The 26,379-nt window shown below is 50.4% G+C and carries 28 protein-coding genes, 1 pseudogene and 1 riboswitch; of the genes and pseudogenes, 22 read left to right on the forward strand and 7 right to left on the reverse strand.

Going from position 1 to position 26,379, the window contains the following annotated elements; genetic code table 11:
• Positions 1–64 precede the first annotated feature (64 nt).
• Positions 65–1,084 carry a J domain-containing protein gene (locus tag BN3003_RS08320; protein WP_058356166.1) on the forward strand — a complete coding sequence of 340 codons (1,020 nt, stop codon included), beginning with the start codon at positions 65–67 and terminating at the stop codon, positions 1,082–1,084.
• A gap of 63 nt (positions 1,085–1,147) precedes the next feature.
• On the opposite strand, the gene BN3003_RS08325 is transcribed toward BN3003_RS08320, so the two are convergent.
• Positions 1,148–2,446, reverse strand: a complete 1,299-nt coding sequence (locus BN3003_RS08325; protein WP_058356167.1) for an MFS transporter — start codon at positions 2,444–2,446, stop codon at positions 1,148–1,150.
• A gap of 80 nt (positions 2,447–2,526) precedes the next feature.
• On the reverse strand, positions 2,527–3,750 hold the full coding sequence (locus BN3003_RS08330; RefSeq protein ID WP_187119852.1) for a M24 family metallopeptidase: 1,224 nt from the start codon (positions 3,748–3,750) through the stop codon (positions 2,527–2,529).
• 166 nt (positions 3,751–3,916) lie between these two features.
• Between BN3003_RS08330 and BN3003_RS08335 the strand changes: the two genes are divergently transcribed.
• The 6 genes from BN3003_RS08335 to ahcY all read left to right on the forward strand — a co-directional run bounded on the left by BN3003_RS08335 (position 3,917) and on the right by ahcY (position 8,480).
• Entirely contained in the window at positions 3,917–4,876 is a 960-nt protein-coding gene (locus BN3003_RS08335) for a GlxA family transcriptional regulator (protein WP_058356168.1), read from the forward strand.
• A gap of 128 nt (positions 4,877–5,004) precedes the next feature.
• On the forward strand, positions 5,005–5,916 hold the full coding sequence (locus tag BN3003_RS08340) for an SMI1/KNR4 family protein (RefSeq protein ID WP_058356169.1): 912 nt from the start codon (positions 5,005–5,007) through the stop codon (positions 5,914–5,916).
• A gap of 79 nt (positions 5,917–5,995) precedes the next feature.
• Positions 5,996–6,238 (forward strand): hypothetical protein, encoded by a 243-nt coding sequence (locus BN3003_RS08345; protein WP_147645396.1) that lies wholly within the window; start codon positions 5,996–5,998, stop codon positions 6,236–6,238.
• Positions 6,239–6,432: 194 nt separating this feature from the next.
• The gene (locus tag BN3003_RS08350) at positions 6,433–6,648 is read left to right on the forward strand and encodes a hypothetical protein (protein WP_058356171.1); all 216 of its coding nucleotides are present in this window, start codon (positions 6,433–6,435) and stop codon (positions 6,646–6,648) included.
• Positions 6,649–6,693: 45 nt separating this feature from the next.
• Positions 6,694–6,930, forward strand: a complete 237-nt coding sequence (locus BN3003_RS08355) for a hypothetical protein (protein ID WP_058356172.1) — start codon at positions 6,694–6,696, stop codon at positions 6,928–6,930.
• Positions 6,931–7,007: 77 nt separating this feature from the next.
• Positions 7,008–7,065, forward strand: a riboswitch (S-adenosyl-L-homocysteine riboswitch).
• A gap of 23 nt (positions 7,066–7,088) precedes the next feature.
• Positions 7,089–8,480 (forward strand): adenosylhomocysteinase, encoded by a 1,392-nt coding sequence (ahcY, locus tag BN3003_RS08360; protein WP_199822568.1) that lies wholly within the window; start codon positions 7,089–7,091, stop codon positions 8,478–8,480.
• Between the two features lie 462 nt (positions 8,481–8,942).
• Here ahcY and BN3003_RS08365 read toward each other — a convergent pair whose 3' ends face one another.
• Together BN3003_RS08365 and BN3003_RS08370 are read right to left on the reverse strand one after the other, a co-directional pair.
• Positions 8,943–10,502, reverse strand: coding sequence for a multicopper oxidase family protein (locus tag BN3003_RS08365; protein ID WP_234333044.1), 1,560 nt, complete (start codon positions 10,500–10,502; stop codon positions 8,943–8,945).
• A gap of 33 nt (positions 10,503–10,535) precedes the next feature.
• On the reverse strand, positions 10,536–10,790 hold the full coding sequence (locus BN3003_RS08370; protein WP_058356173.1) for a hypothetical protein: 255 nt from the start codon (positions 10,788–10,790) through the stop codon (positions 10,536–10,538).
• Positions 10,791–11,321: 531 nt separating this feature from the next.
• Between BN3003_RS08370 and hisC the strand changes: the two genes are divergently transcribed.
• From hisC to BN3003_RS08450, 15 genes and pseudogenes are all read left to right on the forward strand, one after another.
• A complete protein-coding gene (hisC, locus tag BN3003_RS08380) occupies positions 11,322–12,398 on the forward strand; it encodes a histidinol-phosphate transaminase (RefSeq protein ID WP_058356289.1) in 1,077 nt (358 codons plus the stop codon).
• A gap of 4 nt (positions 12,399–12,402) precedes the next feature.
• Positions 12,403–12,993: pseudogene (gene hisB / locus BN3003_RS08385) on the forward strand (imidazoleglycerol-phosphate dehydratase HisB); the annotation flags it as partial.
• A gap of 68 nt (positions 12,994–13,061) precedes the next feature.
• The gene (hisH, locus tag BN3003_RS08390; protein ID WP_058356176.1) at positions 13,062–13,712 is read left to right on the forward strand and encodes an imidazole glycerol phosphate synthase subunit HisH; all 651 of its coding nucleotides are present in this window, start codon (positions 13,062–13,064) and stop codon (positions 13,710–13,712) included.
• Between the two features lie 272 nt (positions 13,713–13,984).
• Positions 13,985–14,728, forward strand: a complete 744-nt coding sequence (gene hisA, locus BN3003_RS08395; RefSeq protein WP_058356177.1) for a 1-(5-phosphoribosyl)-5-[(5-phosphoribosylamino)methylideneamino]imidazole-4-carboxamide isomerase — start codon at positions 13,985–13,987, stop codon at positions 14,726–14,728.
• A 3-nt stretch (positions 14,729–14,731) separates the two neighbouring features.
• Positions 14,732–15,133, forward strand: coding sequence for a hypothetical protein (locus BN3003_RS08400; RefSeq protein WP_058356178.1), 402 nt, complete (start codon positions 14,732–14,734; stop codon positions 15,131–15,133).
• Positions 15,134–15,139: 6 nt separating this feature from the next.
• Positions 15,140–15,904 carry an imidazole glycerol phosphate synthase subunit HisF gene (hisF, locus tag BN3003_RS08405; protein ID WP_058356179.1) on the forward strand — a complete coding sequence of 255 codons (765 nt, stop codon included), beginning with the start codon at positions 15,140–15,142 and terminating at the stop codon, positions 15,902–15,904.
• Between the two features lie 67 nt (positions 15,905–15,971).
• The gene (gene hisI, locus BN3003_RS08410) at positions 15,972–16,382 is read left to right on the forward strand and encodes a phosphoribosyl-AMP cyclohydrolase (RefSeq protein WP_082625607.1); all 411 of its coding nucleotides are present in this window, start codon (positions 15,972–15,974) and stop codon (positions 16,380–16,382) included.
• 5 nt (positions 16,383–16,387) lie between these two features.
• Positions 16,388–16,711: a phosphoribosyl-ATP diphosphatase gene (locus BN3003_RS08415; protein WP_058356181.1), complete on the forward strand. Its 324-nt coding sequence runs from the start codon at positions 16,388–16,390 to the stop codon at positions 16,709–16,711.
• 65 nt (positions 16,712–16,776) lie between these two features.
• Positions 16,777–18,168 carry a class II fumarate hydratase gene (fumC, locus tag BN3003_RS08420; RefSeq protein WP_058356182.1) on the forward strand — a complete coding sequence of 464 codons (1,392 nt, stop codon included), beginning with the start codon at positions 16,777–16,779 and terminating at the stop codon, positions 18,166–18,168.
• A 95-nt stretch (positions 18,169–18,263) separates the two neighbouring features.
• Positions 18,264–18,593 (forward strand): histidine triad nucleotide-binding protein, encoded by a 330-nt coding sequence (locus tag BN3003_RS08425; protein WP_058356183.1) that lies wholly within the window; start codon positions 18,264–18,266, stop codon positions 18,591–18,593.
• Between the two features lie 55 nt (positions 18,594–18,648).
• Positions 18,649–18,855: a Sec-independent protein translocase subunit TatA gene (gene tatA, locus BN3003_RS08430; RefSeq protein ID WP_058356184.1), complete on the forward strand. Its 207-nt coding sequence runs from the start codon at positions 18,649–18,651 to the stop codon at positions 18,853–18,855.
• 3 nt (positions 18,856–18,858) lie between these two features.
• Entirely contained in the window at positions 18,859–19,392 is a 534-nt protein-coding gene (gene tatB / locus BN3003_RS08435; RefSeq protein ID WP_058356185.1) for a Sec-independent protein translocase protein TatB, read from the forward strand.
• Positions 19,385–20,131, forward strand: a complete 747-nt coding sequence (gene tatC / locus BN3003_RS08440) for a twin-arginine translocase subunit TatC (protein ID WP_058356186.1) — start codon at positions 19,385–19,387, stop codon at positions 20,129–20,131. Before tatB ends, tatC begins: the two co-directional genes overlap by 8 nt.
• Entirely contained in the window at positions 20,121–20,495 is a 375-nt protein-coding gene (locus BN3003_RS08445; protein WP_407701096.1) for a DUF2069 domain-containing protein, read from the forward strand. Before tatC ends, BN3003_RS08445 begins: the two co-directional genes overlap by 11 nt.
• Positions 20,492–22,300, forward strand: a complete 1,809-nt coding sequence (locus BN3003_RS08450; RefSeq protein ID WP_058356188.1) for a PglL family O-oligosaccharyltransferase — start codon at positions 20,492–20,494, stop codon at positions 22,298–22,300. The genes BN3003_RS08445 and BN3003_RS08450 overlap by 4 nt, the downstream gene beginning before the upstream one ends.
• Before the next feature lie 65 nt (positions 22,301–22,365).
• Here the strand turns inward: BN3003_RS08450 and BN3003_RS08455 are convergent, their stop codons facing one another.
• From BN3003_RS08455 to BN3003_RS08465, 3 genes are all read right to left on the reverse strand, one after another.
• Positions 22,366–23,559, reverse strand: a complete 1,194-nt coding sequence (locus tag BN3003_RS08455; protein ID WP_058356189.1) for an LD-carboxypeptidase — start codon at positions 23,557–23,559, stop codon at positions 22,366–22,368.
• An 11-nt stretch (positions 23,560–23,570) separates the two neighbouring features.
• Positions 23,571–23,978, reverse strand: a complete 408-nt coding sequence (locus BN3003_RS08460; protein WP_082625608.1) for an HIT family protein — start codon at positions 23,976–23,978, stop codon at positions 23,571–23,573.
• A 113-nt stretch (positions 23,979–24,091) separates the two neighbouring features.
• Entirely contained in the window at positions 24,092–26,377 is a 2,286-nt protein-coding gene (locus tag BN3003_RS08465; RefSeq protein ID WP_058356190.1) for an NADP-dependent malic enzyme, read from the reverse strand.
• Positions 26,378–26,379: the final 2 nt, after the last annotated feature.

Here is a 26,379-nt window from a genome sequence, read left to right on the forward strand (position 1 = left end):
AGTAAGGGGATAATTGCTACTGTCAACAATTGAAATATTCTACTAAAGACATTGGAGTGTTGAGATGGTGAATTTGTATGAATTATTAGGTATCAGTGTTAATGCAACAGATGATGAGATCAAAGCTGCAATTGCCAAACACTATGCGGAAAATTCAATCACGGAAAGCACCTTACGAAAAGCAAAAAACTGGTTGTTAAATCCTCATATCAGGGGCAAATATGATGAGCAACTTAAGTGTACATATCCAGAGTTGTTTCAAGTAGATTTGAGTGATAGGAATACCAATTTATATGAGTTTCTTGGTATTAAAAAAACCAATAAAATCAATATTATTCAGCAAGCTATACATAAGGCGGAGCATGATGGACGTGATCGTAAAGCCATATTGCTGTGTAAAAATTTCCTTCTTAATAGGGAAAGAAAACGCCGATATGATGTTACTTTCAAACAAAGCCGATTAGAGGTTTTGAAGGGCTGGTACCAAAAAGTATTATCCACTCCTAGAAATATGTTGTTAGCACTGATTATCGGTACTTTGATGACAGGGGCTGGAGTGTATGTTACGCAAATGTTGATGAAGGCTTGGGAGATAATCTCCCTTAAGCTGGAAATTGAAAATTCGATTACATCAGGTGGTCTGATTAGTAGCGATATTGTGTTCAAAGAGGTGGAGGAGTCAGATAATTATCCCGATTTTGTGTGTGGTTATGTGGGAGAGAATAATGCGTACAATCAAATGGTTTACAGTAGATTTATCTATCCTAAAACAAATAAATTTATACAAATACAATACAGCACCATTGATGTCACTGATTATGAGAGGATGTTTGATAAAGCATGGAAAGTCATTTGTTTGGGGGAGAAGTTTGATACTTATTTTGAACAGGTAGATAACCAAGAATATTTATTTGATAGATTGGCGGCTGAATCTCAAAAAATTCAGGATTTGTATGCTACTGGGCAGTTGAACCAATCAGAGTATGCTTATAAAATGGAAAAAGTACGTATTGAAAAAGAAACACTAACAGAAATGGTGAACGATTATTTCTTGCTTAATCAGTATTTCCCGGGTGTCAAATAATTTAAGCGGCCTGTAAACCTTTGATTGAGGGTTTACAGGCCGCTTGTTTTGCCCAAAGCTGGCTTAATGCAATTTCTTAATGCTGAACAAGGCCAGTAAAGACACGCCGGCGATGGCGATCAAATACCATGCGGGTGCCATGGCGCTGCCGCTTTGTTGGATGAGCCAAGTGGCGAACAAAGGGGCGGTGCCGCCGAGCAAGGCATTGGCGCAGTTAAAGGTGAAGGCAAAACCTGAATAGCGCACATCGGTGGGGAACAATTCGCTCAATAAGGCCGGCAAACTGCCGTCGTTCATCGCCAGCATAAAGCCAAAAGCGATTTGGATGGCGACGATGGCCCAGAAGCCCGCACCTTGTAAGGCGCTGAACAAAGGCACGGTGGCGGCGATGAAAACGATGGAGGCGGTAATCAACATGGTTTTGCGGCCAAATTTGTCCGACAGCTTGCCCATGAAGAAGATAAAGCCGATATAAGTGAGCAGCGACAAAGTGGCCGACACAAACGATTCGGTCTTGCCCATGCCCAATTCGGTCGACAAATAAGTCGGCATATAGCTCAAAATCATGTAAAACGCCACCGCATTCAAACACGCCACACAAAACGCAATCAGCATCGCTTTGCGGTGGTGTTTGAACAATTCAAATATCGGCGTGTTTTTTTCCACATGCGCCGCTTGTTGCGCCGCAAATTCCGGCGTTTCTTGCAAGCGCAAACGGATGTAGCGACCGATTAAACCCAAGGGTGCGGCGAGCAAAAACGGAATGCGCCAACCCCATTCATGCAAATGCTCGCTGCTCATAAACGCATACATGCCGGCGACCATTAACGAGCCCAATAACAAACCTGCCGAGGTACTGGCCGGCACGAGGCTGGTGTAAAAGCCGCGTTGGTGTTTGGGCGCGTATTCGGCCAAAAACGCCGAAGCGCCCGCGTATTCGCCCGAAGCCGAAAAGCCTTGTACTAAGCGCAATAGCAGCAAAGCTACTGGTGCGGCATAACCGATGCTGGCGTAACCGGGCAATAAGGCGATGCACACAGTAGACATGGTCATGATGAGTATCGACCACGACAAGGCAGGGCGGCGGCCATATTTGTCGCCGATATAGCCCCAAAACACGCCACCAACAGGCCGCACCATAAACGACAGCGCAAACACTGCATATGCTGACATCAGGCCGACCAAGGCGTTTTCAGTGGGAAAAAACACCACCGCGATGACGGTGGCCAAATAGCCATAGGCGGCATAGTCAAACCATTCGACAAAATTGCCGATGAAACAAGCGGAGGCGGCTTTTTTTAGGTTTTGGGTGCGCGCCTGCGCAGCCGCAGCAGTGCTGTCGGCAGGGATAGAGACTTGCATGGTTGTTTCTCCTTGTAGACAAAAACCCGCCCTTGCGAGCGGGCCAGAGAAATGCTTGTTGTCAGGTGTTGGCCTTTTTATTATTGGCTGATGATGTTGTGTTCTGGGCCGTATGGGAATTTGGTGATGTTTTCGGCACCGCTTTCGCCTACCACCAAGATGTCGTGTTCACGGTAACCACCGGCGCCTGGCATGCCCTCTGGCAGCATGATCATTGGCTCAATGGAAATCACCATGCCCGGCTCCAATACCGTGTCTATGTCTTCACGCAATTCCAAACCAGCTTCGCGGCCATAATAGTGAGACAACACGCCAAACGAGTGGCCATAACCAAAAGTGCGGTATTGTAACAAATCATGCGCTTCGTAGATTTTGTTCAATTCATGCGCAATGTCGCAGCAGCGTATGCCTGGTTTCACCAAGGCCAAGCCTGCTTCATGCACTGCCACGTTCACTTCCCACAATTTCAATGAAGCATCGTCAACGTGATTGAAGAACATGGTGCGCTCTAAGGCGGTGTAATAACCGGAAATCATCGAGAAGCAATTGAGGCTCAAGATATCGCCTTTTTGCACTTTGCGCGTGGTCACAGGGTTGTGCGCGCCGTCGGTGTTAATGCCAGATTGGAACCAGGTCCAAGTATCCATCAATTCGCTGTCAGGATAACGGCGGGCGATTTCGCGGATCATCGCTTGAGTAGAGGCCAAAGCCACTTCGTGCTCAGGCACGCCTTCGGCCACGGCGTCGCGCAAGGCAAAGCCACCGATGTCGCAGACATTGGCACCGTTTTTAATGAATTCAATTTCCTCAGCCGATTTGACCATGCGCATGCGCATGCACGCGGCGCTGATGTCGACAAACTCTACTTGTGGCATGGCGGCCTGTAATTTGGCAAAGCGTTCCAAAGGCAAGTTGTCCATCTCAATGCCGATGCGGCCTTTGTTCGGCAATTCTTGTGCGCAGGCTTTGAAATAATTGTCACGTTGCCAGTCGGTATACACCACGTTGTAATCGCCGACGGTACGGCGCCATGGTTGGCCACCGTCGATATTGGCGGAAATCGACACCACTTTGGCAGGAGTGACCACCAAGCCGTAGAAGCGGCCAAACGAGCAATACAAAAAGTCGCCGTAATAATTGATGTTGTGATACGAGGTGAACAACACGCCGTCGATTTGCAATTCGGCCATTTTTTGGCGCAACAAACCTTGGCGGCGTTGGTATTCGGCCAAGCTGAAGGTTGGGGTGGCTTTGTGGCCGTTTTCGATGGTAATCAAGCTCGGCAAATCGGTTTGGGTCATCATGGTGTTTCTCCTTTGTAGGTATTATTGGGCTCAGTGCCAATTGACAAGGTGTGGGTGTTTACCCATCATCTGAGCCACATCATAAAAAGCGCAGGCAGACGGCTGTGTGTTCAATGCGACACAATCGTGTCTGACTTAGCGCCGCCTACAAGGAGCAATCGTCATCATGCAAGTGCAATTTATCCCCCGTCACATCGGTTTTCTCATGGTAGAAGGCTTTACCATGATTGCCTTTGCCAATGCCATCGAAGCATTTCGCATGGCCAATTACGTCAGCAAACAAGACTTGTATCGCTTTTCGGTGGCCGGTTTGGTCAATGGTCACACCACCGCCAGCAACCACATTTCGGTTAACCACACCGCCAGCATGGCCGACTTGCTCTCATGCGACATGGTGTTTGTTTGTGGTGGTTTTGATTTGAGCAAGATGGACAATGCCGCCTTGCGTTCGTGGCTGCAGCGTTTGGGACAGCAAAACATGGCTTTGGGCGGCATCTGCACCGGCGCTTATGCCTTGGCCGATGCCGGTTTGATGGACGATTACCAAGCCAGCATCCATTGGGAAAACATGTTGGCGGCCAAAGAAGCGTTTCCTCAGGTGCAGTTCAATCCCACCATTTACACCTTAGACCGCCAGCGCTATACCTGCTCGGGCGGCTCGGCGCCGCTGGATTTGTGCATTAACATCATCCGTTTGCACCACGACCGCAAGCTCTCCGAAGCCATCGCCGAACAATTCACGCTGTCGGTGTTGCGCAGCCAAGACGAGCCGCAACACATCCCGCTGCCGCAACAGCAAAACAGCGGTTACAACTATGTGGTTGAAGCCTTGGTGTTGATGGACAAAAATCTGGAAGACCCATTACCGATATACGAATTGGCGCAATTGTTGGGCATCTCGGTGCGGCAATTGGAGCGCTGGTTCAAGACGTATTTCAACAAATCGCCGCAGCAATACTATGCCGAAGTGCGTTTGCAACACGCCAAGCGCCTGCTCAAACAAACACACAAATCCATCATGGACGTGGCTTTGGCCTGTGGTTTTGCCAATGCCTCCAGCTTCAGCAAGGCTTACCGCAGCCAATTCGGCCACACGCCGACACAAACGCGCAGCGTGTTGCAATAAGCCAAACAAGCAGCCTGTAAACACAATACACAGGTTTACAGGCCGCTTTTAGTTTGCCCACACGCTTGTGATAAGATGCGACAGATTCAATACAGCCATAGATGGCCAATACACATTAAGGGAAAACCATGTCACAAGCCTTGGCGCAACGCTTGCAAAAAGCCATCCAAAAAATCCAAAAACAACATCCAGACGCCATCTTGCAATTGAACGAGGGCGCGAGCGAGGCCGATTTCAGCGAGCTGGAAGCGGCGCTGTGGTTGCAATTGCCGGAAGACATCAAAGCGGTGTACCGCGTCTGCAATGGTCAAAACGAGGACAGCGCCTATGTGTTTGCAGGGCAAGAGTGGCTGAGCTTGGCGCGCATTGCCGAAGAATGGGGCGTGTGGAAAGGCTTGTACGACAGTGGCGACTTTCCCAACGATGAAGAAGGTCAGAGCGCGCCGGATGATGAAGCGGTGCGCTCGCTGTGGTGGTCGCCGAAATGGATACCGTTTGGTCACGATGGCGCTGGTAATCACCTGTGTTGGGATTTTGACCCCAGCGCCGACGGCACGGCCGGCCAAGTCATCCATTATTACCACGACGACGCCTTAATCGAACTGAAAGCCGCGTCTTTTGGCGAATGGCTGGAAGAATACGTCGAGGCCTTGGAGGAGAGCGATTTTGTGTTTGCGCCCGAATACAATGCCATCATCGACGCCGAAATCCTGTTTGCCGAGGAAGAAGAGCGCAGTCTGTCGCCTGAAGACTTGGCCTTGCGCGACAAATGGCAACACACCCAAGCCGAGATGGAACAGTCCTTACAGGCCGTGTTTGACGACGCGGGCGAAATGGACATGAAACAGGTATTGAACCTGATGAAAAAAGTGCAAGGCGTGGATGCCGACGCCAGCAATGCGCATTGGGATGAGGTTGAAGACGCGTTCAGCCAATTGGAACAAGAATTGCGTGCGCAAGAGGGTTTGGACACCGCCGACGCTGACGATGCCGCCGCAAACCCTGTACCAACAGCCGCGCCGAAGCCTAGACAAGACTGATGCTGACGCCGTGATGCCATCATGACTTATACAGCGGCCTGTAAAGCTTATTGTCCAAATAAACCATGACGAAAGGTGAATGATGGGCTTATTACTGGTGTTGATTGTGGTCGACGTGTTGGCGTTTTGGGGCTTGTGGTATGTGATGTTCAAGGACTGGGACGATTTTGTTGAATCCTTTCGCCATATTTTGACGCCCGATATTGTGTCGATTTTTCGCCATGATTCAGTGGATGTGGAATGGTCTGAATTCAAAGGCTTGCTATGGTTGCTACTGTGTTTGAGTTTGGTGGTGTCGGAGTATTTTCTGTTCTTTCGCTAAGCGTGCAGCTGTGGGTTTGATGGAAGCATGCGCAACTGAACGTTCAGCACTTCCTTTAAGTGGTCAGCATCCAATATGCGGCCTGTAAACTGATTTGGCGCAATGGCTTAGGCAAGCAGCGCGTTATACTGTGGCATAAGCGGCTGTGTGGCTTACAGCCATCGGTTTTTTTACGGGCAACAGGATGAAGCGTTGTGTGGCTCTGGTTGAAAATACTCGGCTTGGTGGTGCTCAATGGCTTGGCCTTGTGGGGCTTGGCATGGGTGATGTTTCGCGATGTCGATGACTTTATCGATTCGGTCGAAGGCATTTTCGCCTCAGAACACACGTATTTTGTGCCCACACGTGCGCTGTGGTATGCGGTGTTGGCGCTGTCTTTGTTGGCATCGGAATACCATGTGTTGTTTTAAGCCGCGTTCGCAGTTTGGTCAGCAACGGTGCACAGGAGGCGGGATTTGAAAATACTCATTATCTTATTCATCGTCAATTTGCCCTTTTTCTGGGGCTTGTTTTACATCTTCTTTGGCAATTGGGACAAGTTTTTGGACACGTTCGCCAGCGCGTGCAGCTGGGATTATTGGGTGGCCGGTTTTGACAGCAACCGCATCTATTTGTTTCTTATCTTGTGCGCGAGCTTGGTCGGCTCCGAATACATGGCCATCTCGCATTACCGGCCGCATTGGTTGGATTGAACACGGCTTTGGCGCTTGCGCACCGCAACGCTTCTTAACTTGGGTTTTAAACCCATCTCTTTTATAATGGCCGCTTCGTGCGAGGAGTGCTGCAGGGAACACCTCAGGCTCGCAATACAACGGCACTCATTCATTCAAACCGTGGAAAGGACACACTCGTGTCAGATTACAAAATTGCTGATATCGGTCTCGCCGCTTGGGGACGCAAAGAATTCAACATCGCCGAAACCGAAATGCCAGGCTTGATGGCCTTGCGCAAAAAATATGGCGAAGAAAAACCATTGAAAGGCGCGCGCATTGCCGGCTCTTTGCACATGACGGTGCAAACCGGCGTGTTGATGGAAACCTTGGTGGCTTTGGGCGCGGAATTGCGCTGGGCTTCGTGCAATATTTTCTCGACCCAAGACCACGCTGCTGCTGTGGTGGCTGAAGCTGGCATTCCGGTATTCGCTTACAAAGGCGAAAGCTTGGAAGACTATTGGGAATACGCGCACGAAATCTTCAACTGGCCTGAAGGCTCTGAAGCCAACATGATTTTGGACGACGGTGGCGACGCGACTTTGTTGTTGATTTTGGGCAGCAAAGCCGAAACCGACATTTCTGTGTTGGCCAAACCGGGCAATGAAGAAGAAACCGTGTTGTTCGCTTCAATCAAAGCGCATTTGGCGCAAGACGCCAACTGGTATTCTAAACGCTTGAAACACATCCAAGGCGTGACCGAAGAAACCACCACAGGCGTACACCGCTTGTACCAAATGCAAGAGCGTGGCGAATTGCCATTCCCTGCGATTAACGTCAACGATTCAGTGACCAAGTCTAAATTCGACAATTTGTACGGCTGCCGCGAAAGCTTGGTAGACGGCATCAAACGCGCTACTGACGTGATGATTGCCGGTAAAATTGCCGTGGTTGCTGGTTATGGCGACGTGGGCAAAGGCTGCGCACAAAGCTTGCGCGGCTTGGGCGCGACCGTGTGGGTGACTGAAATCGACCCGATTTGTGCTTTACAGGCCGCTATGGAAGGCTACCGTGTGGTGCGCATGGACGATGTGGCTGACCAAGCCGACATTTTCGTGACTACCACTGGCAATGTGAACGTGATTACCCACGACCACATGCAAGCGATGCGCGACCAAGCGATTGTGTGCAACATCGGTCACTTTGACAGCGAAATCGAAGTCGCCAGCTTGCGCGCTTACAACTGGGACAACATCAAACCACAAGTCGACCACATCGAATTCCCAGACGGCAAACGCATCATCTTATTGGCCGAAGGCCGCTTGGTGAACTTGGGTTGTGCAACAGGTCACCCATCGTTTGTGATGAGCAACAGCTTCACCAACCAAGTATTGGGTCAAATCGAGTTGTACGTGCGCGGCGCAGACTACCAAAACGAAGTGTATGTGTTGCCTAAACACTTGGACGAAATGGTGGCACGTTTGCATTTGGAACGCATCGGCGCGAAATTGACCGTGTTGTCGGATGAGCAAGCCACTTACATCAACGTGCCTAAAGAAGGCCCGTACAAACCGAATCATTACCGTTACTAAGATGCGCTTGCTTGCAAGTGGGCAACCCCATGCAAGCGGCCTGTAACTGATGAAAGCGTGCCCAAAGGCACGCTTTTTTTATTGGGCAATTTTGTGTGGCAATGAGCGGGCAATGTGTTGGCTGTGCAATGGCGAGTAGGGCTTGGTTGTCTTTTACGGCTGAGTTGGCCTAAGCGGCGCAGCAGTGCTAAGAGCATTTGTGTTTTCATCAATAAACGTGAATAAATGCGGCCTGTAAAACCTAGGGTTTGCTGTGCTGCATTAGCATCAATGAATTCCTATCATTACTTACACCGTTTACAGGCCGCTTATATTAAGAGAAACAAGCGGTAAAGTTGATAGATTGAGAGTGGACAGTATGGCTTTACAAGCCATGCCGCATTAACGCAAATACAGCGGCCTGTAAAACAAAAAAAGCGTGTTGTCGCAACACGCTTTTTGTTTAAGTTAATGCCAGCAAACTTAGGCTTTGACCATCACTTGCCCCATCATGCCCAAAGACTCGTGTTCCAAAATATGGCAATGGAACATGCGCAAGCCGGCAAAGTCTTGGCGGCAGCGCACGCGCACGCTTTGGTAAGGCTTGAGGTTGACCGTGTCTTTGAGGCTGCGGTAGGCCGGTTTGCTCGATTCGGCGCTGTCGATGAACTCGATGATTTCAAACTGGGTGCCGTGCAAATGAAACGGATGGTCCATGTGCGAGGCATTGCTGACCAGCCAATCCTCAGTAGCACCGAGTTTGCTGGTGGCATCGATGCGCTGCATGTCGAAAGTCTTGCCATTGACCTTGAACATTTGTTTCAAACCCGCGCCCATTTCCTCGCTAAAACCCACGGTGTGTTCGGCCGTGGCCTTGCCAAATGAGGGCAGGCTGCGCAAATGTTTGGGCAAAGCCTTATCGCTGGCGGTATAGACGATTTGCGCCAAAGGAGTGGTGACGGGATGGAATTTCTCCATCATTTTTTCACGGTTATACGGCAGGTTTTGCAGGCTTAACATACCCGTTTTGCGTGGCTTAAGCACGATTTCATAGCGCTCGGCTGGCACAATCAGCAATTCCGATACCGGTGCTTGCGGGCGCTCCAATAAGCCGCCGTCGGTGCCGATGACGATGATGTCGCAATCGGGAATGTGCAGCTTCAAATAGCGCGCATTGCAGGCATTCCACACGCGGATGCGCGTGGCGGTTTTGATGCTGATTTTCGGCTGCAACTGACCATTCAACAGCACAAACTGGCCTTCACGCCCGTTCATCCAGTCCATCATATTGTTGTCAGGAATCTTGCCGTTTTTGTCCAAACGCAAATCGGTGAACAACCAATGTTGCTCAGGCCAATCGGCCATTGGGTCTTGGCGGCTTTTGACGATAAACGTGCCAGCCAAGCCGCGAAACGCTTGTTCGGCCGACAATTCATGCGCATGGGTGTGGTACCAATAGGTGCCAGCGCAGCCTTGCGGCAGTTTGAAGGTATAGGTGAGGCTTTGACCAGGTTTGACTGGGTCGTGTGGGTTGCCATCTTGTTCTGGGGGCACAGGCAATCCATGCCAATGCACGGTGGTTTCTTGCTTTAATTCATTGGTGAAATGGATGCTGACCTCATCGCCTTCATACACAACGATTTGGGGGCCACCCAAGACGCCGTTGTACAACCAAAATTCCGATTGCACGCCTTTGGCCAAAGACAGTGTGTGTGCTTTGGCTGTTAAGCGGCCTGTAAATTTGCCGGCTTGTTTGGATTCATTCGCCAACAGTGGCAAAGCGGCCAAGGCTGCACCCACAGGCAAGGCTTGTACTGGCAGCAAATCGTCGGGGTTGGTGGCGTGGTTCATGCCATTCATGCCGCCCATTTGGTGGCCGCTGTGGTCCATATTTTGGTGCGACATGGCATTCGCAGCTGGAGAGGCAGCTTGGCCGTGCATGGCATGGCCATCGCTGTTGGCGGCGCTTTTGTTGCAAGCCATGGCCAAACTGGCGGCGCTCACGCCTATGCCATAAGTTAAAAATCGGCGTCGATTGATCATCGTAAAACTCCTAAAAAAATAAAGTGGGTCGGTTTATGCGGGCACACACCGTGTTTTAGGAGGTTTTAACAGGCGTTTTAAGGAGGACGATTTGAAACGCAAACACAGCGCTGCATAGGCCACAGGCTGGATTTTCAGGCCGCTTAACCAGCCCAATACGAACAACAACACATGTGCCATGCACAACATCAGGCATTGCCACAAACAATCGCTGCTGTGATGCGGCTGGGTGGTGCAAGCACTGTCAGCATTGGCACAATGCGCCGCGCTGGCAGATGCACTAGCCATGTGTGTGGGTAAAGTTGGGTTGTGTCCCTTGGACAGGTGGGATGCACCGTGTGCAGAGACATGGGTTGGTGATGATATAGATACAGCTGAGTGTGGATGCATATTGGCCAGCATCGCCGCATGGGGCAGAGACTGGACGGCCAAGACCATACTGCCTAACCACACCATGCTACCCAATAATACTGCCCATAGGCTAACCCACAGCCACAAGTGGCGGTGCAATACAGAGGCAAATGGGCGGGAAAATGCGTTCAAGGGGATGAAATCTAGGCTTAAACAAGCGTCCAGCTTAGCACAGGCGGGTTTTTTGCGTCCAGTTGCGACAAGATACCCTGTTTGCATAATGGCAATGTAAAGCAAGGTGTTGCGGTGAGATGGGCATGGAAATGCGCAGAATATATTGCAATACAGCATAAAAAGTTTGCACTTAGCGCAATCCGGTTGATTCCAAACTATGCTAGAGTGAAAACCAGCATGACTGGCAATGTTTCAATCATGATACCCATCAAAAACACAAACAAAGGCGAAACCATGCAGCTGAATCAAATTATCCGTGCTGATATTTTGGCCATGACGGCTTACAAAGTGACTGAAGTGCCAGCTGATTGCATCAAACTGGATGCGATGGAAAGCCCTTACGAATACGCCGACGATTTAAAAGCCGAGTTGGCGAAAGAATTGACCAATACGCCGTTGCGTCTTTACCCGACACCGTATGCACGAGGTTTGCCCGACGCCATCCGCGCCTTGCACAAAATTGATGCTGGCGCGGATATTTTATTGGGCACAGGCTCAGACGAGTTAATCCGCTTGTTGACCATGCTCACCGGCCAAGCGGGCAGTACCATGTTGGCCTTGGAGCCGTCGTTTGTGATGTACCGCGTCAATGCCGAATTTTTTGGCATGAAATACGTGGGCGTACCGTTGAATGACGATTTTACGATGAATGTGGAAGCGGTATTGGCGGCCATCGCCGAGCACCAACCGCAGTTGATTTTCATTGCTTACCCGAACAATCCTACCGGCGTGCCGTTCAGCGTCGATGATGTCAATCGCATTATTGCCGCAGCGCCCGGTCTGGTGGTGATAGATGAAGCCTATGGCGCCTTCTCATCGCACACGTTTTTGTCGCAAGCGGGCAGCATCGAAAACGTGGTGGTTTTGCGCACTTTGAGCAAAATAGGCTTTGCTGGCATACGTGTAGGCTATGCCGTCGGTCATCCGAGCGTGATGCACGAACTCAGAAAAATCACCCCGCCTTATAATATGAATCAATTAAGCCTCACGGCGGCCAAATTTGCTTTACAATACCATCAGTTTATTGATGAACACATTAATAAGCAAAAATCGGAACGCGAACGCATGCGCACCATGCTCAAAGCCTGGTCACAAATTCACGTCTTCCCCTCCGAAGGCAATTTCATCACCATGCGTGTACCCGATGCCCAAGCTTTGCATCAAGCCTTGCTGGATGCAAATATTTTGATTAAAAACCTGCATGGTGTGCATCCCTTGTTAGACCAATGTGTGCGCATTACCGTCGGTAAGCCTGAGCAAAATCAACAAGTCTTAGGTGTCATGCAGAAACTGTATGGAACAAAAGCTTAATATGCGTACCGCCAGCGTCAGTCGCAATACCTCGGAAACCCAAATCAGCGTTAGCATCAATTTGGATGGCAAAGGCGTCGGTCGTTTCGATACCGGCGTCCCGTTTTTGGAACACATGTTGGATCAAATCTGCCGCCACGGCATGATAGACATGGACATCACCTGTAAAGGCGATTTGCACATCGACGACCACCATACCGTCGAAGACATCGGCATCACCTTGGGCCAAGCCTTAAAGCAAGCGATAGGCGACAAAGTCGGCATCCGCCGCTATGGCCACAGCTATGTGCCTTTGGACGAGGCGTTGAGCCGCGTGGTGTTGGATTTGTCCGGTCGTCCGGGTTTGACTTACAACGTCGAATTCACCCGTGCGGTCATCGGTCGTTTTGATGTGGATTTGTTCAGTGAGTTTTTCCATGGCTTGATTAACCACGCCATGATGACGGTACACATCGATCAATTGCGTGGCATCAATGCCCACCACCAAGCCGAAACCATCTTCAAAGCGTTTGGACGTGCACTCAGAATGGCGGTTGAATTCGATGAGCGCATGGCCGGTGTCATGCCTTCCACCAAAGGCACGTTAACCGCTTAAGCTTGATCCAAGCGGCCTGTAAACCTTACAGGCCGCTTTTTATTCTTACGTTTAAGGATTTGAATATCATGAAAATTGCCATTGTGGATTATGGCATGGGGAATTTGCATTCCGTGTTGAAATCGGCGCAGGCAGCGCAACAGCGCGCCGGTGTCGCTGCTGACATTGTGTTGACCGCAGACCCTGACATTGTGTACCAAGCAGACAAAGTGATTTTCCCCGGTCAAGGCGCGATGCCAGACTGCATGGCGGCTTTGCAACAAAGCGGCTTGGGTGAGGCGGTGGCTGATGGTTTGAATAACAAGCCGTTTTTTGGCATTTGTGTTGGCGCACAATTGTTGTTTGATGTGAGCGAAGAGGGCGATACCGCTGGCTTGGGTTGGTTTCAAGGCTCGGTCAAACGCTTTGCCACCGGTTTGCAAGACGCGCATGGCGACAAATTGAAAGTGCCGCACATGGGCTGGAATCAAGTGCACCAAACGCGTGCGCATCCATTGTTTGCCGGTGTGGCGCAAGACGCGCGTTTTTACTTTGTGCACAGCTATTATTTTGCCCCCAGCGATGACAATATCGTCTTGGGTCGCAGCGATTATCCTGAGGCGTTTGCCTGTGTGGTAGGGCGTGACAATGTGTTTGCCACCCAATTTCACACCGAAAAAAGCCACGATGCCGGTTTGCAATTGCTGCAAAACTTCATGGCTTGGGATGGACAAGCTTAAGTGCTCAGCAGTATTGTGCAATTTGCAAGCGGCCTGTAAACTCAATGTCGTTGATTATTCTAAGTAAATAAGTTTGATGGTGTCGTGACGATGCTGCATTTATGAAAAAATGCCAGTGAAGCGCACGCACATTGGGCAAAATAGCGGTAGAATCATTCGCGCTGTTTTTTTACAGGCCGGATGGCCACTGACACAACAGGCTTTGCCAGCGCGCACGGGCGCACGGGCACAGCGATTTTTAATCTCTTTTATTGTGATATTCGAGTACGACTATGTTATTGATTCCTGCCATCGATTTGAAAGACGGTCAATGTGTGCGTTTGCGCCAAGGTTTGATGGAAGACGCAACGGTGTTTTCTGATAAGCCAGTTGATATGGCGGTGCACTGGGTAAAACAAGGTGCGCGTCGTTTGCATTTGGTGGATTTGAACGGGGCGTTTGCGGGCAAACCTCAAAATTTGGGTGCGATTAAAAGCATATTGGAAGCCGTGTCTGACGATGTACCGGTGCAATTGGGCGGCGGCATCCGTGATTTGGACACCATCGAAAAATACTTGGACTTGGGTTTGAGCTACGTCATCATCGGCACTGCGGCGATTAAAAATCCGCAATTCTTGCGCGATGCTTGCGATGCCTTCCCGAATCAAATCATTGTCGGCTTGGATGCCAAAGATGGCTTGGTGGCCACCGATGGTTGGGCCAAAGTGACCAAATACCATGTGACCGAAGTGGGCCAACGCTTTGCCGATTACGGCGTTAACAGCATCATTTACACCGACATCGGCCGCGACGGCATGTTGTCAGGCGTGAACATTGAAGCGACGGTGAAATTGGCCGAAGCCGTGTCTGTGCCAGTGATTGCGTCGGGTGGCTTGACCAATTTGGACGACATTCGCGCCTTGTGTGAAGTGGAAAGCAGCGGCGTTGAAGGCGCGGTGACCGGTCGTGCGATATACGAAGGCGCGATTGATTTCAAACCAGCTCAAGAATTGGCTGACGAGTTAGTAGACGCCTGATTCATGTTACGAGTGTTGTTAACCGTGTTGTTACACGGTGTGGTTTTTATCGCTTTGTGGTGGCAACAAACGCGGGATTCTGTTGCTGAACCCAACAATCTGTCTACAGGCTACGCCTACTGGCAAAGCAATATGGACCCCTTGTCATGGGGGGTGTTGGCGTTTATGTTATTGGCGCCCATCTTGGCTTTGCTCAGTCAGCCACGGCAAAGTGTGCGTGGGCGTGGCCTGTTGCTGGTCAATTGGCTGTTTGCCCCTGTCATCGCCACCATAGGCTTAATGAGCACCACCAATCAGGTGTGGCTGTGGTGGTTGGTCTTCAGCACGGTGATGTTTGGCATCGCCATCTTTCATGGTTTGAGTGCGCGCGTGGCGCGAGTGCCGAAACAAAACGGCAAGAAATGAGTATGCATGTTAGCAAAACGCATTATCCCTTGTTTGGATGTGGACAACGGTCGTGTGGTCAAAGGCGTGAATTTTCTGTCTTTGCGCGACGCGGGTGACCCTGTAGAAGTTGCCAAACGCTATAACGATGAGGGTGCGGATGAAATTACCTTTTTGGACATTACCGCCAGTTCTGACAATCGCGACACCATTTTGCATGTGATTGAGCGCGTGGCCAGTCAGGTGTTTATTCCGTTGACTGTTGGTGGTGGCGTGCGCTCGGTTGCCGATGTGCGCCGCTTATTGAATGCGGGTGCGGACAAAGCCAGCATCAATACCGCCGCTGTGACCAATCCTGATTTGGTGAACGAAGCCAGCAGTTTCTTTGGTTCGCAAGCCATTGTCGTGGCGATAGATGCCAAGGCGGTGAATGCCGACAACACGCGTTGGGAAGTGTTTACCCACGGCGGTCGCAAAGAAACCGGTTTGGATGCGGTAGAGTGGGCGCGCAATATGCAAGCGCGCGGCGCTGGCGAGATTTTGCTCACCAGCATGGACCGAGACGGCACCAAAATCGGCTTTAACCTGCCCTTGACCCGCGCCATCAGTGAAGCGGTAGACATTCCTGTTATCGCGTCTGGCGGTGTGGGCAATGTGCAGCATTTGGTCGAAGGCGTGAAACAAGGCAAGGCCGATGCGGTCTTGGCTGCGAGCATTTTTCACTTTGGCGAGGTGTCGATACGCGAAGCCAAATTGGCGATGCAACAAGCGGGCATCGAAGTGCGCTTGTAATCGGCGCTGACAAACACAAAATTCAATGAGGTTAAGGCCGCTTTAAATGCGGCCTGTAAACGCAAATATGGACACAACGCAAAAGAACGCTTTATTAAACGCAGTAAAATGGGACGCGAATGGCTTGGTGTGTGCGATTGCACAAGACCATATTACCGAACGCGTGTTGATGGTGGCATGGATGAATGCCGAAGCCTTAGAACAAACCGTGAATACCGGTTTTGCCCATTACTACAGCCGTTCGCGCCAAAAACAGTGGATGAAGGGCGAAGAATCGGGCCATACCCAAGCGGTGCATGAATTGCGTTTGGACTGTGATGGCGATGCCATCGTGATGCACATCGAGCAAAAAGGCGGCATTGCCTGTCATACCGGCCGGCAAAGCTGTTTTTACCAAGTGTGGCGCGATGGTGCATGGCACACGGTAGACCCAGTGTTAAAGAATGAAGCCGACATTTATGGCGGCAACAAGGAATAAGCGATATGCAAAACTATGAAGTATTGAAAGAAATCTCTGATGTCATCGAAGTGCGCAAGCAAGCAGCGGCCGAAAGCTCGTATGTGTCGCAATTGATGCACAAAGGCGAAGACGCGATTTTGAAAAAAGTCATCGAAGAAGCCGGCGAAGTGTTGATGGCGTCTAAAGATGGCGACAAATTGCACATCATCAAAGAAGTGGCCGATGTGTGGTTTCACTCTATGGTGTTGTTGGGTTACCATGGCTTGCGCGCCGAAGATGTGTTGATGGAATTACAACGCCGTCAAAACATCTCGGGCATAGACGAAAAAGCGTCGCGCGCCAAATAAAAAACAAACTCATTGCGTGGATTACCCTCATAAACCAGTAAACCATCACTCTGAGGAAAACAACCATGTCTGAAGTACGCACAGAAACCGACAGCTTTGGCGCCATAGCAGTGCCAGCGGACAAGTATTGGGGCGCGCAAACCGAGCGTTCGCGCCACAATTTTAAAATCGGCGGCGAAACCCAACCCTTGCCCTTGATTCATGCCTTGGCGCTGGTCAAGCAAGCGGCTGCTGCGGTCAACCACCACGTGGGCAAGCTGGACGCGACCTTGGCTGAGGCCATTATCACTGCTGCGCAAGAAATCCAAGCCGGTAAGTGGGACGACCAATTTCCGTTGGTGGTGTGGCAAACCGGTTCGGGCACGCAAACCAATATGAACGTGAACGAGGTGATTTCCAACCGCGCCATTGAATTGTTGGGCGGCGAAAAAGGCAGCAAAAAACCAGTACACCCGAACGACCACGTCAATATGGGCCAATCGTCTAACGATTCTTTCCCTACTGCCATGCACATCGCCACCGTCATCGAAACCGAACGCTTGCTTTTGCCTGCTTTGAATGTGTTACAGGCCGCATTGCAAGCGAAGGAAGACGAGTTTGCCCACATCATCAAAATTGGCCGTACCCATACCCAAGATGCGACGCCGATTACCTTGGGGCAAGAGTTTTCTGGTTACCGCGCGGCGCTGGAATATGGCAAAGCGCGCATACAGAAAAACTTGGTCGATGTGTGTTACTTGGCGCAAGGCGGCACCGCAGTGGGCACGGGCTTGAATTCCACCCCTGATTTTGCCGCTGATTTTGCCGCCAAAGTGGCAGCATTGACCGCGTTGCCGTTTAAAACCGCGGCGAATAAATTTGAAGCCTTGGCCAGTCATGGTGCTTTAAACCAGTTTCATGGCAGCTTGAATGCGTTGGCGGCAGACTTGCTCAAAATCGCCAACGACATTCGTTTCTTGGGTTCAGGCCCGCGTTCGGGTTTGGGCGAATTGAGTCTGCCTGAAAATGAACCCGGTTCATCCATCATGCCGGGCAAAGTCAACCCGACCCAATGCGAAGCCTTGACCATGGTGGCGACACAAGTGATGGGCAACCATGTCACGGTCAGCGTGGCGGCGAGCCAAGGCCATTTTGAATTGAACGTGTACAAGCCGGTGATTGCTTACAATGTGTTGCAATCCATTCGCTTGCTGGCCGATGCGATGGTGTCGTTTGCCGAACATTGTGTGGTGGGCATACAGGCCAATGAGGCGCACATCCAGCAATTGATGGAAAATTCATTGATGTTGGTCACAGCATTGGCACCGCACATTGGTTACGATGCGGCTGCAAAAATTGCCAAAACCGCCCACCATCATGGCACGACTTTGCGCGAAGAAGCCTTGGCCAGCGGTTTGGTCAGTGCTGAGCAATACGATGCGTGGGTGCGGCCTGAAGACATGATTTCGCCGCATTGATAAGCAAACCACTTGGTAGCTTTGTTAAAACAGGTGGTTTGTTGGCGAATTGAGGGCAAAATGCGCTTATAATACGGCGCACATTGGGAGTGGCTATGGATAACTGTGTGTTTTGTCGCATCGTGGCAGGCGAGCTGCCTGCAAAAGTGGTGTATGAAGACGATGCCATCATGGCGTTTGAAGACTTGCATCCTGAAGCACCGGTGCATCTGTTGCTCATTCCTAAGAAACACATTGCCTCTTTGGCACATTTACAGGCCGATGATGCGGCCGTAATGGCGCAATTGATGTTGAAAATCCCTGAGCTGGCCTTGCAAAAAGGCATGGCACAAGGCTTTAAAACCCGCATTAATACGGGTCGGGCTGGAGGACAAGAAGTGCCGCATTTGCACATCCACCTTACAGGCCGACCCAGTTTGAAATAATCGCTGCAAACAAGCTTTGCAGCCACAGTAAGCACACATCAGTAAAGGAAGCATCATGGGTGGTTTGTCTATTTGGCATTGGATCATCGTTTTGGTTGTGGTGGTATTGATATTTGGCACCAAAAAATTGCGCAATGCCGGTCGTGACATCGGCGGCGCCGTACATGACTTTAAAAAAGGCATGAACGAAGGCAATGCCGAAATTGAGGCCGCCAAAAAAGCCAAAGACGATGTGATAGAACACGAGAAAAAAGACGTGTAATTCATGTTTGAATTGAGTTTTGGTGAAATACTGCTGTTCACCATCGTGGCATTAATCGTGTTAGGGCCGGAGCGTTTGCCGGCCTTAGCGCGTTTTTTGGGGCGTTGGATGGCCAAGATACAAAACTTGGTGCACAACGTCAAAGCCGAAATCAGCGCCGAAATTGCGGTCGACGATTTGAAGCAAATGCGCGATGAGTTTCAGGCGTCGGCACAGACCATACGCGAGGATATACGCGCGCAAGCGGCGCAATTGCAGCAAGTCAAACAAGAGGTGGATGACATCCCATATTGGGACAAATTGCCACCACAAAGGCGGCCTGAAGACTTTGGTTTGAGCAGCGACGATGACGATATGGCCGCAGAGCGGGCATGGACAGCGGCCGCGCAAGAGGCGGCATATCACAGTGGCCAACATGTCGCTTTAGCGCAGCAAAGCCGTCGCCGCCGCAAAGACGTGCGTCCTTACCAACACATCAATCGGCAGGCGCAGCGCATCGGTGCGCGCCGGCAACTGAAGCAGAGCCGTCATGGATGATACCCAACCCTTAATCGAACATTTAATCGAACTCAGAAGCCGCTTAATCCGCACTTTGGTCGGCTTGCTACTGTGTTTCGTGGCCTTGGTGCCGTTTTCAGAACAGCTGTATACCTTTGTCGCACAGCCTTTAATGAGCAGCTTGCCAACCGGCAATCAAATGATCGCCACCGATGTGATTGCGCCGTTTTTTGTGCCGATGAAAGTGACGTTGATGCTGGCTTTCTTGGCCAGTTTGCCCAATACCTTGTGGCAGGTGTGGGCATTTGTCGCGCCGGCTTTGTACCAAAATGAAAAAAAACTGGTGTTGCCCTTGGTGATTTCAACGGTATTGCTGTTTTTTGCTGGCATGGCCTTCGCGTATTACTTGGTGTTTCCGACCATGTTCAAATTCTTGGCACATGTGACGCCGGAAGGCGTGAGCATGGCCACCGATATCGATAAGTATTTGTCGTTTATCTTGGGCATGTTTGTCGCTTTTGGCATCACGTTTGAAACGCCGGTAATCGTGGTATTGCTGTGTCGCATGGGTGTGGTCAGTTTGGCGCAATTAAAAGCCGCTCGTGCTTACGTGATTGTCGGCGCGTTTGTGGTGGCGGCCATTGTGACGCCACCGGATGTGATTTCACAAATCATGTTGGCAGTACCGATTGTGATTTTGTATGAAGCCGGTTTGCAGGTGTGCCGGTTTGTGCGGCCTAAATCAACAGCGTTGGCAGAGGTAATGGATGAGTATTGACATGGTATTGGCAACCAATCCCCACATACAAAGAGCGCGTTTGCTGTGCATCGCCAGTTTGGTATTGTTGTTGGCGGTGTGTGTGGCGTGGGAATGGTTTTTGGCACCGCTGCGCAGCGGTGGTTCATGGATGGTGCTCAAGGCCTTGCCTTTGCTGGCCATCTTGCCCAGCATCGTCAAAGGCCGCCGCTATACCTACCAATACAGCAGCATGTTAATCTTGTTTTACTTCGCCGAAGGCGTGATGCGCCTGTTTGATGCCGATCCTTTAAGCCGCGTGTGTGCGGCCCTGGAAGTGGTGTTCAGTCTTGTTTTCTTTATCGCGTGCTTAATCTTTTGCCGCAACTCCCGTGTGTCCCAATGAATAATGTGTTTGCTTTTTACCGAAAATCCCTAGGTCAAGCCTTGGCTGTGGCTGCTTTGATGTGTTTGATGAGCGTGCCTTTTTTAATGAATGTGCGCGTGGGGCCGCAAGGTGGTTTTATCATTGAATCAACCTCGACCATTTTGGCCTTGTGCATGGTTTTGGGTGTGACCTTAATGGGCAAATTCACCCACAAACCTCCTGTTATCAGCGTGATGTTTGCGGTGTTTGCTGCCTTAATTGCGCTACAGGCGAGGCTGATGGACATCAGTTGGGTCTCACAAGTGGATTTGACTGCAGTGGTATTGCTGGTGGTGGCGCTCAGTACTTGGGCTTTGGCCAGTTGGCAGCAAGAGAGTGAAACACCATTATTGCGTTGGATTGCTTTAGGTCTATTAATGGGTGTATTGCTACAAACGCTGGTAATGTGGATGCAATACTTGGGCTTGACCAAACAGTTCCATGGCCTGGTTTCTTATTCAGCAACTGAAAACATCATGGGGCAATTAGGACAGCGTAACCATTTGGGTCATTATTTGATGTGGGGTATGGTCAGTATTCTTTATCTGAGTCATACAAAAGTGTTACCTAGAGTGTTGCCATTTCTTTTGGTGGTGTGGTTGGGTATATGTATGGGCCTAATCAGCTCACGTACTTTAATCGTCTATTTAATTGCCATTAGTTTATTGGCAATTGTGTGGCGAATGTGGGCAGGTCGTGAATATCAATCATTGTTGTTAAAGATATTGGGTACTTTGTTTTGGGTTTTTACAGCTCAATATGGTTTGAAGAAAGCATTGAGTGTATTTTTGCATTCTGAGACCAATACAGGTTTGGATCGTTTGGTTAATTCTGTCCATGTGGTTGATACAGCTCGCAGTGTCGAATGGCACAAAGCCTGGCTGTCGTTTTTAAACAGTCCGTGGACAGGGCATGGTTGGGGCAGTTCATCCTCGCAAAGTGTGTTGCTGCATGGCGCCTTGCCCGATTTGTCTGGCTTGCGCACCGTGGGGGTATTGTTTACCCATTGCCACAATTCGCTGTTGCAATTGCTGTCTGAGGTGGGTTTACTGGGCACTTTGTGGTTGGCCGGTGGCTTTTTGGTACTGGTGTGGGCGTGTTTTAAATACGCCAAGCGGCCTGAAAGCTTTTTCATCTTGGCTTTGGCCACGATAACCGTGTGTCACAGCTTGCTGGAATACCCATTGTGGTATGTGTATTTCTTATTGCCGTTTGCCTTGTTTTGGGCCTTGGTGCCACGCACAGCCGTGCATACGCTGCGAGAACACAGTGGCTGCCCACGTTTGAATCTCGCTGCAAGTGTGTTGACGGTGGTGGCTTTGGCCATGGTTATCCGTTTGTTGTTTGCCTATAACGCCATCATGGCGGTATACGGTGTGGCCAAGAATGAAACCCCTGCCATCGCCGCCGAGAAAAAAGCCAAAATACATGCCTTAATCGAGCATGAATACTTGCTGAATTATTATGCGCGCATGGCCTTAATCGAGCGCAGTTTCGATGCTTACCAAGGCACAGAAGTGGCAGATGAGGTGGAAAACGCACGTTTGGTGGCCGAATACCGACCTTATAATTCCTATGCCATACGCTGGGGCATGTACCAATACCGCAGTGGCCAAGAGGCAGCGGCGAAAAAATGGTTGGAGGAAATTTGGTTGTATTACCCAGCTTCGATTGCGGGCAATGTCAATGCAATGCAAAAATCGCTGTGGTACACCGATTTGGTGCCGGTAGCCAAGCAGCGTTGTTTGCAATACCAGCAAAAAGTCAAAATCACCTGTCCTTAAGCTGTTACCCATCAAAAAGCGGCCTGTAAATGTTTACAGGCCGCTTTCATTGTCTGCTCAGGTGCTTATTCGGCTTCGATGATTTGCGAGTCTTGCGCTGCACCGGCAGCATGGCCACCGATGAAGTCCAAGCCGTCAAACGACGGTTGTGGCAGCAATTGTGCCAAGTTCAAGCCTTGGGCATTCAAGACCGGATAATCGCTGAAACGCACTTGGTAACCGCCATTGGGGGTAGAGCGGATTTGCGCTTGCGCACCCAAAGGCATGGTGACTTTATTGCTGATGTGACCAAATGGGAAGCCGGTTAAAACCGGTACTTTGGTGGCGCTTTGCACGGTTTGCATCACGCTGGACAAGGTGTAGCTGGAGTCGTAAGCATCGCGGATATTGCCCATGCGGAAGTCACCAAACACGATGGCTTGTTGCTTTTTCAAAATCCCGGCCAAATGCAAGGTTTGCAAGGCGCGCTCGATGCGATAAGGCTGCTCGTTCACATCTTCAATGAACAAAATGCCGCCGTTGATGTTGGGCATATATGGTGTGCCGGCCAAAGATTGCAACACGCTCAAATTGCCGCCCCAAAATTGGCCGCTGATGTTGACATCGCGGGCTTGGATTTGGCCCACGCTGACAGTGTGCTCGGCTTGGGTGGTGCCGTCGATGAAGTTTTGCATGGTAAACGTGCTGGGATTGGGGCTGCCAAACTCGCTGTAGAGCATGGGGCCGGCAAAGCTCGGTACGCCTGTTTGTGCCAACAAGGCCAATTGGATGGCGCAGACGTCGCTATAGCCCATTAACAGTGTGCCTTGTTCGCGCATGCGCCCGCCCAAGCCATCCCAATTGATTTGTGGCAATAAGCGTATCGCACCATAGCCTCCGCGCGCGCCCAGCAACACTTTTGGTGTGGCCACGCGGCCTGTGGCCACATCCTGCAAGTCTTGCACCCGTTGGTAATCGGCGCCGGCAAAGCGTTGGTAGCGACGGTAAGCGGCTTCGGCATTGTTCACTTGAAAGCCGCAAGCATTTAAGCGGTTAACGCCAGTATTGACGCGTTCGGTTTTGTCCAAGAAGCCTGAGCAGGCGAAAATGCGTAACAAGGTATTGCCTCCACGGCCAGGTTGGGGTTTGGTGGGTCGGGTTTTCACAGGATCGACCACGACAGGGGTTTGGGTAGAGCCACACGCAGTCAAGACCGCAGCGCCAAGTCCAGCGCCGCCGATGCGCATCAATTGGCGGCGGCTTAAGGTGTTATCCAACATACAACTGCTCCTTAATGTGTTTGCAACGCTGTTTGCAAGCGCTGTACCCAATCATCGGGCAAAGTCGAGGTGTGGTGGTGGTGTGCGTTCGACCAAATCGAATCAGGATAATAAGCATCATCCTCAAAACGTGCAATCACATGCCAATGTTGATGGGGCACCATGGTACCAAAACTGGCCAAATTGATTTTTTTAGGCTGTAATATCTCGCGCATGTGATGCTCTACCAAATACACCATGTCCATCAATTGTTGGCGCTCTGCCTCCGATAAATCGGTCATTTCGGCCACATGTTGTTGCCAAATCACGCGGCAATATGCTGGTGCCAATACTTGGTCTGTGACCAAAATCACCCGCAGTTGTTCATTTTGATACAACACGGTTTCAGTTTGTGGCTCACACAACGGACAATTCAACATGGCATGCTCTGTAGATAAAAGAGTCTTATTATAACAATGGCACTCATGCTGTTGGGTTAAGCAATGAAAAAAGCCGCTCTTAAAAGAGCGGCCTGTAAACCCGTTATAAGCGTTTAAGCTTCTTCGTCTTGGCGTTGTGCTTCTACCGCTGCCACAGCCACCATATTGATGATGCGGCGTACCGAAGAAATCGGTGTCAAGATATGTACTGGCTTGTTCAAACCCATCAAGATAGGGCCTATGGTCACGCCATCGGCAGCAGACACACGCAACAAATTGTAGCTGATGTTGGCCGCTTCAACGTTAGGCATTACCAATAAATTGGCCGCACCGGCCAAGGTGCTGTCTGGCAAGATGGAGTGACGCATTTCTTCCATCAAGGCCACGTCGCCTTGCATTTCGCCATCCACTTCCAATTCTGGATAACGTTCACGCACCAAGGCCAAGGTTTCTTGCATCAGTTTGGAAGTATCGTTTTCAATCGAGCCGAAGTTAGAGTTAGACAACAAAGCCACTTTAGGCTCAATACCAAAGCGGCGCATGTCGGTAGACGCCATTTCGGTTAATTTTGCCAATTGTTCAGCATTAGGCGCCGCATTCACATAAGTGTCGGTGATGAAGACATTGCCACGAGGCAAAATCAAGGCATTCATCGCACCGGCCACTTTTTCAGGATTGTTATAACCAATCACTGGCAAAATGGTGTCCAAATGCTCTTTGTAACGGCCAAACGTACCACAAATCATCGCATCGGCATCGCCACGGTTGACCATCAACGCACCAATCAAAGTGGTGTTACCGATGACACGGCGACGTGCCATTTCTTCGGTAATGCCTTTGCGTTTCATGGATTGGTAATACTCGCCCCAGTATTCGCGGTAACGTGGGTCGCGTTGGTTGTTCACCAATTCAAAGTCTTTGCCCGGTTGTATGGTCAAGCCCAAGTCTTTGATGCGGCGTTCTATCACTTCAGGACGGCCAATCAATACCGGGAACGCCAATTTTTGCGACACGATGTGTTGGGTAGCATGCAACACACGTTGGTCTTCACCTTCACACAATACCACGCGTTTCAATTGCGCTTTGGCTTTGGTGAATACCGGTTTCATGAACAAGTTAGACTTGTAAACGAATTGTTCCAATTTTTCCACGTAAGCATCGAAGTCTTCGATAGGGCGGGTAGCCACACCAGACTCCATCGCGGCTTTGGCCACGGCTGGCGCAATTTTCACAATCAAGCGTGGGTCAAACGGTTTCGGAATCAGGTATTCACGGCCAAAAGACAAGCCAGTGGTGCCATAAGCGGAAGCGACACGGTCGTTTTGCTCGGCCAAAGCCAAGTCGGCAATCGCCAACACGCAAGCGACTTTCATCTCTTCATTGATGGTGGTCGCGCCCACATCCAAAGCACCACGGAAGATGAATGGGAAGCACAATACGTTGTTCACTTGGTTAGGGAAGTCTGAGCGGCCTGTACCGATGATGACATCAGGACGGGCAGCAATCGCTTCAGGTGGCCAAATTTCCGGTTGTGGGTTGGCCAAAGCCAAGACAATCGGATTTTCTTTCATGGTTTTGAGCATGTCCACGCTCAACACATTCGGGCCAGACACACCCAAGAAGATGTCTTTGTCGACCACGGCATCGCCCAACACACGTTGGCCATTGTCCTCAATGGCGTAACGCTGTTTGGACACATCCATTTTGTCGTCGCGGTCTTTGTAAATCACGCCTTTGGAATCGCACACGGTGATGTTTTCACGTGTCATGCCCAAAGCCACCAACAAATCCAAACAGGCAATCGCTGCCGCACCGGCGCCAGAGCACACCAATTTCACTTCTTTGATGTCTTTTTCAATCACGCGCAAGCCGTTCAATACTGCTGCTGCAGTGATGATGGCGGTACCGTGTTGGTCGTCGTGGAATACTGGGATGTTGGTGCGTTCGCGCAGTTTTTTCTCAATGTAAAAACACTCTGGCGCTTTGATGTCTTCTAAGTTGATGCCACCAAAAGTCGGCTCAAGCGACGCAATGATGTCGACCAATTTGTCAGGGTCGGTTTCATTGATTTCGATGTCGAACACGTCGATGCCGGCAAATTTCTTGAACAATACCCCTTTGCCTTCCATCACAGGTTTACCTGCCAAGGCACCGATATTGCCCAAACCCAATACCGCCGTACCATTGGAAATCACTGCCACCAAATTACCGCGTGCGGTGTATTTGTAAGAAGCCAACGGATCGTTGTAGATTTCCATACACGGTGCTGCCACACCAGGGGAATAAGCCAAAGACAAATCATATTGGGTTGCCAAAGGCTTGGTAGGGGTGATTTGTATCTTACCCGGATTAGGGTATTCATGAAAATTGAGCGCGGCTTCTTTGAGCAACTCATCCATAA

The sequence above is a fragment of the Vitreoscilla massiliensis genome, from assembly GCF_001457815.1.
In the GTDB taxonomy this organism is placed as follows: Bacteria; Pseudomonadota; Gammaproteobacteria; order Burkholderiales; family Neisseriaceae; genus Vitreoscilla; species Vitreoscilla massiliensis.

Excerpts from the sequence above, each read along its gene's own strand:
- tatA (WP_058356184.1), top strand. The coding sequence starts at position 18,649 with ATGGGTGGTTTGTCTATTTGGCATTGGATCATCGTTTTGGTTGTGGTG.
- hisI (WP_082625607.1), top strand. The coding sequence starts at position 15,972 with ATGGACACAACGCAAAAGAACGCTTTATTAAACGCAGTAAAATGGGAC.
- hisF (WP_058356179.1), top strand. The coding sequence starts at position 15,140 with ATGTTAGCAAAACGCATTATCCCTTGTTTGGATGTGGACAACGGTCGT.
- BN3003_RS08370 (WP_058356173.1), bottom strand. The coding sequence starts at position 10,790 with ATGGCTAGTGCATCTGCCAGCGCGGCGCATTGTGCCAATGCTGACAGT.
- tatB (WP_058356185.1), top strand. The coding sequence starts at position 18,859 with ATGTTTGAATTGAGTTTTGGTGAAATACTGCTGTTCACCATCGTGGCA.
- hisC (WP_058356289.1), top strand. The coding sequence starts at position 11,322 with ATGCAGCTGAATCAAATTATCCGTGCTGATATTTTGGCCATGACGGCT.
- fumC (WP_058356182.1), top strand. The coding sequence starts at position 16,777 with ATGTCTGAAGTACGCACAGAAACCGACAGCTTTGGCGCCATAGCAGTG.
- BN3003_RS08335 (WP_058356168.1), top strand. The coding sequence starts at position 3,917 with ATGCAAGTGCAATTTATCCCCCGTCACATCGGTTTTCTCATGGTAGAA.
- BN3003_RS08365 (WP_234333044.1), bottom strand. The coding sequence starts at position 10,502 with ATGATCAATCGACGCCGATTTTTAACTTATGGCATAGGCGTGAGCGCC.
- BN3003_RS08330 (WP_187119852.1), bottom strand. The coding sequence starts at position 3,750 with ATGATGACCCAAACCGATTTGCCGAGCTTGATTACCATCGAAAACGGC.
- BN3003_RS08450 (WP_058356188.1), top strand. The coding sequence starts at position 20,492 with ATGAATAATGTGTTTGCTTTTTACCGAAAATCCCTAGGTCAAGCCTTG.
- hisH (WP_058356176.1), top strand. The coding sequence starts at position 13,062 with ATGAAAATTGCCATTGTGGATTATGGCATGGGGAATTTGCATTCCGTG.
- BN3003_RS08415 (WP_058356181.1), top strand. The coding sequence starts at position 16,388 with ATGCAAAACTATGAAGTATTGAAAGAAATCTCTGATGTCATCGAAGTG.
- BN3003_RS08465 (WP_058356190.1), bottom strand. The coding sequence starts at position 26,377 with ATGGATGAGTTGCTCAAAGAAGCCGCGCTCAATTTTCATGAATACCCT.
- BN3003_RS08445 (WP_407701096.1), top strand. The coding sequence starts at position 20,121 with ATGAGTATTGACATGGTATTGGCAACCAATCCCCACATACAAAGAGCG.
- BN3003_RS08320 (WP_058356166.1), top strand. The coding sequence starts at position 65 with ATGGTGAATTTGTATGAATTATTAGGTATCAGTGTTAATGCAACAGAT.
- BN3003_RS08425 (WP_058356183.1), top strand. The coding sequence starts at position 18,264 with ATGGATAACTGTGTGTTTTGTCGCATCGTGGCAGGCGAGCTGCCTGCA.
- BN3003_RS08400 (WP_058356178.1), top strand. The coding sequence starts at position 14,732 with ATGTTACGAGTGTTGTTAACCGTGTTGTTACACGGTGTGGTTTTTATC.
- BN3003_RS08325 (WP_058356167.1), bottom strand. The coding sequence starts at position 2,446 with ATGCAAGTCTCTATCCCTGCCGACAGCACTGCTGCGGCTGCGCAGGCG.
- tatC (WP_058356186.1), top strand. The coding sequence starts at position 19,385 with ATGGATGATACCCAACCCTTAATCGAACATTTAATCGAACTCAGAAGC.
- BN3003_RS08460 (WP_082625608.1), bottom strand. The coding sequence starts at position 23,978 with ATGTTGAATTGTCCGTTGTGTGAGCCACAAACTGAAACCGTGTTGTAT.
- BN3003_RS08455 (WP_058356189.1), bottom strand. The coding sequence starts at position 23,559 with ATGTTGGATAACACCTTAAGCCGCCGCCAATTGATGCGCATCGGCGGC.
- BN3003_RS08340 (WP_058356169.1), top strand. The coding sequence starts at position 5,005 with ATGTCACAAGCCTTGGCGCAACGCTTGCAAAAAGCCATCCAAAAAATC.
- BN3003_RS08345 (WP_147645396.1), top strand. The coding sequence starts at position 5,996 with ATGATGGGCTTATTACTGGTGTTGATTGTGGTCGACGTGTTGGCGTTT.
- hisA (WP_058356177.1), top strand. The coding sequence starts at position 13,985 with ATGTTATTGATTCCTGCCATCGATTTGAAAGACGGTCAATGTGTGCGT.